This is a genomic window from Streptomyces sp. NRRL S-495, from assembly GCF_000966955.1.
Taxonomy (GTDB): Bacteria; Actinomycetota; Actinomycetes; order Streptomycetales; family Streptomycetaceae; genus Kitasatospora; species Kitasatospora purpeofusca.
On record NZ_JZWY01000779.1, the window covers coordinates 1 to 3,430 of the forward strand.

The 3,430-nt window shown below is 74.0% G+C and carries 6 protein-coding genes; 4 read left to right on the top strand and 2 right to left on the bottom strand.

The window, feature by feature from the left end; genetic code table 11:
* Positions 1-243: hypothetical protein (locus VR45_RS33275; protein WP_045943625.1), on the bottom strand; the 243-nt coding region annotated here is incomplete at its 3' end.
* Between the two features lie 264 nt (positions 244-507).
* Here VR45_RS33275 and VR45_RS33280 point away from each other — a divergent pair.
* From VR45_RS33280 to VR45_RS33295, 4 genes are all read left to right on the top strand, one after another.
* On the top strand, positions 508-921 hold the full coding sequence (locus VR45_RS33280) for a VOC family protein (protein WP_045943626.1): 414 nt from the start codon (positions 508-510) through the stop codon (positions 919-921).
* A 70-nt stretch (positions 922-991) separates the two neighbouring features.
* Positions 992-1,654 (top strand): hypothetical protein, encoded by a 663-nt coding sequence (locus VR45_RS33285; protein ID WP_045943627.1) that lies wholly within the window; start codon positions 992-994, stop codon positions 1,652-1,654.
* A gap of 118 nt (positions 1,655-1,772) precedes the next feature.
* On the top strand, positions 1,773-2,240 hold the full coding sequence (locus VR45_RS33290) for a MarR family winged helix-turn-helix transcriptional regulator (protein WP_045943628.1): 468 nt from the start codon (positions 1,773-1,775) through the stop codon (positions 2,238-2,240).
* 47 nt (positions 2,241-2,287) lie between these two features.
* Entirely contained in the window at positions 2,288-2,725 is a 438-nt protein-coding gene (locus VR45_RS33295; RefSeq protein ID WP_045943629.1) for a hypothetical protein, read from the top strand.
* Here VR45_RS33295 and VR45_RS33300 read toward each other — a convergent pair.
* A partial coding sequence (locus VR45_RS33300; protein WP_045943630.1) for an FAD-dependent monooxygenase occupies positions 2,661-3,430 on the bottom strand: 770 nt, incomplete at its 5' end. The two genes, VR45_RS33295 and VR45_RS33300, sit on opposite strands and share 65 nt — an antisense overlap.

The window sequence follows — 3,430 nt, forward strand, 5'->3', positions numbered from 1 at the left end:
ATGTGTATAAGAGACAGGGTGAAGGCTGGTCGCCTTGACGCCGCGGTCCTGGGCGAAGGCGGCCAGCGCGCTGTTCGCGCCCCGGTCGGTGGCCCGGGGCAGCGCGGTCACGGTGAGGACGGTGACGAAGGTGAGGACGGCGGTGAGCACGGCGGCCGCACGCGCCGTGCGCAGCCGGGTGCGCACCCAGGGCGCGGGCCGGTGCTCGTCCCCTCGGCGACCGCGCTCGCGGTGCGTCAGCATGCTGCCCCTCCCCCGGCGGGCACCCCGGAGCAGTCGGCCCACCGGTCACCGGCCCATGATCACCGAATAGCGGACGATGCTGCCAGACGCGTCCGCGGAAGGGAAGGTCCGTTCGGGCAGAACGACGGCGGGGGCGACGGGACGACGGCGGGGGCGACAGGACGGCGCCGGGGCACGTGTCGCGCCGGGCGGCGCCCCGGCCCGGCGTTCCCTAGGCTGAGGAAACGGTTATTCCCCCCGAATTAATCAGGAAAGGGATCAATCATGCCGTCCATCCTCAACCCGTACATCACCTACAACGGCGACGCCCGGCAGGCCCTGGAGTTCTACCAGCAGGTCTTCGGCGGCGAGCTGAGCCTCAACACCTACGGCGACTTCGGCGCCGGGGAGGGCCCGGGCGGCGACCGGATCATGCACGGCATGCTGACCACCAACAGCGGCTTCACCCTGATGGCCGCCGACAACCCGCCCGGCACCGACCACACGCCCGGCGGCAACATCTCGGTGAGCGTCAGCGGCGAGGACGACGCCGAGCTGCGCGGCTACTGGGAGAAGCTGTCCGGCGGCGGCTCGGTGGCCGTGCCGATGGACAAGCAGATGTGGGGCGACGTCTTCGGAATGTGCACGGACCGCTTCGGCGTCACCTGGCTGGTCAACATCAACCAGCCGCGTTCCTGAGCCGCCCGCGGGTCGGCGGCCGCCCGCCCGGTGGCGGCCGCCGTCAGTGCCCCGTGGCACAGTTCCGCCCATGAACATCACCACCACCCCGCACAGTTGGGACCAGGCCGTGGCGCTCTTCGAGCAGCGCCGCCTGCCCGCCGACTCCTACCAGAACCTCTACGAGGAGCAGTACGACGTCCACACCGGCGCCCTGACGGTCGAGGGCAATCTCGACCTCGACGCGGCCGAGCCCGACGGCACCGGCTACATCGTGGACGGCGACCTGCTGGTGGAGGGCGCGGTCATCAACACCGACGACGGCTGCCCCGCGCTGGTCGTCCTCGGCGACCTGCGGGCGGCCGCCGTCTACCTGGAGGGCGACGCCAAGCTGATCGTCGGCGGGGACGTCCAGGTCGGGGCCTTCGTCGGCCATCTGACGGACAAGCTGGTGATGATCCACGGGGACCTCAGGACCCGGGTCACCGTGCTCTCCTCCGAGTTCGAGCCGGACCTCGTCGGCGGCGAGCTGTTCGGGCCGGTGCTCCGCCCGCCGTACCTCGCGCCCTTCCCCGGCGCCGTGCCCGTCGCCCCGGAGACGGTGCTGGTCCCCGAGGTGCTGCTGACCGGGGCCGACACCGACCCGGACGAGTGGCGCGGCTTCGACACCCCGGGCGTCCACGGCGGCCGACTGCTGGGGCGGATCGAGGCCGGTCTGCCGGTGACCCTGGCCGAGCAGGCCGCCAGGGGCTGACAGGGCCGACCGCCGGGGCTTCCCTCCCTTGCCCTCAACCGCACTTCAAGTCCTACGGTTCTCGTACGACCCGCACCGCGTGCGGGCCGCTCACCCGAGACACCAGGAGGGGACCCCCGTGTCGACCCAGCAGATCTCCGACGCCGAACTCGCCGGCCAGCCCGCCGCCTACTGGACCGGTGTCGCCTACGAGGCCCTCATCGCGTTCACCCGGGCCCGACAGGCCGAGAAGGGCTACACCCAGCCGCAGTTCTGGCTGCTGCGCAACCTGTCGAAGAACGACATCTCGCCGGACGGGGCGGGCATGACGGTGCCCGAGCTCCGGGCGGCCATGGCCTCCTACCTCCGGTCCGAGGACGACCTGACGGCGGAGGCCGCCGTACTGGTGGAGCGCGGCTGGCTGACCCAGGACGCCGAGCAGCGGCTGTGGCTCACCGAGGAGGGCGAGCAGGCCCGGGTCGACCTCGCCCGCAACGCCCCCGCGATCCGCGCCGCCCTCCACGCGGGCATCGACGACGCGGACTACGTCACCGCGCTGAAGGTGCTCCGGCAGCTGATCCGCAACACGGGCGGGAGCATCGACTGACGGGCCCGGACCCGGCAGGGCCGCTGTGCGGTGGGAGGATGTCCGCTATGAGGGATTCTGACGGGTCGCGCGGGCCGGACGGGTTCGGCGACGGCGTGGCGGTCGAGGCGCTGCTGCGGGAGGCCGGTGCCGACGCCGCCGGGGCGCTGTGGCGGCTGACCGGCACCGAGCGCCAACTGGACGCCAACGTGGTGCGGTTGCGCCCCGGGGCGGCCGTGGCCGCCCATGTCGAACCCGACCTGGACGTGCTGGTGCTGGGCCTCGCCGGGCGGGGGACCCTGCGCTGCGCGGGCGTCGAGCACGCACTGGAGCCGGGCGCGCTGCGGTTGCTGCCGCGCGGCGCCGAGCGCGCGGTGGCGGCGGGGGCGGAGGGCGTCGCCTACCTGACGGTGCACCGCGCCACCGGTGCCGAGGCCCTGATCACCCGGTGGCGGCCAGGCGCGCCAGGTAGGCGTGCACCGGGCCGGGCTCGGCGGCCGGGGTGACCAGCGCGATGTGGTTGTCCGGCCGGACCAGGACCAGGGCCTCCCCGGTCACGCCATAGGCCCGGCGGACCTCGCCGTCCCGGTCCTCGACCCGCACCGGCCGGACGTGGCCGGGCAGTCCGGCGAACTCGGGGCGGGCGCCCGCACCGAGGACGAGCAGGGTGAAGTCGTCGCCGGCGAACCGCTCGAAGAGCCGGCCCGGGGCGCCGTCCGGTCCCGGGCAGGGGCCGTCGGGCGCCCGGTCCCCGGCCCGGAGCAGCGCCTCCGGGTCGCCCTCGGCCGGGGCGCCTCCGGCGAGGCTGCTCCACCGGTAGCCGAGGGACAGTCCGGTGAAGTCGCCGACCCCGCCGGCCTCGACCCCGATGCCGGGCGTGTCGATCCCGTCCATCACGGCCGCCATCCCGGCGCTGGTGACGTCGAGGGTCCACGCGGCGATCGGCAGCCGCTCCTCCTGGTAGGTGTCCAGCAGCGCGGGCGCGGCGAGTCCGCGCACCACATGGCCGAGCTTCCAGGCGAGGTTCCAGGCGTCCTGGATGCCGGTGTTCATGCCCAGCCCGCCCGCCGTGGGGTGGACGTGGGCGCAGTCCCCGGCCAGCAGGACCCGGCCCTCGCGGTAGCGCTCGGCCATCCGGACGTTGACCCGCCAGGTGGACAGCCAGGTGGCGTTGCCGAGCCGGATGTCCTCGCGGCCGGTGTGGGTGGCCG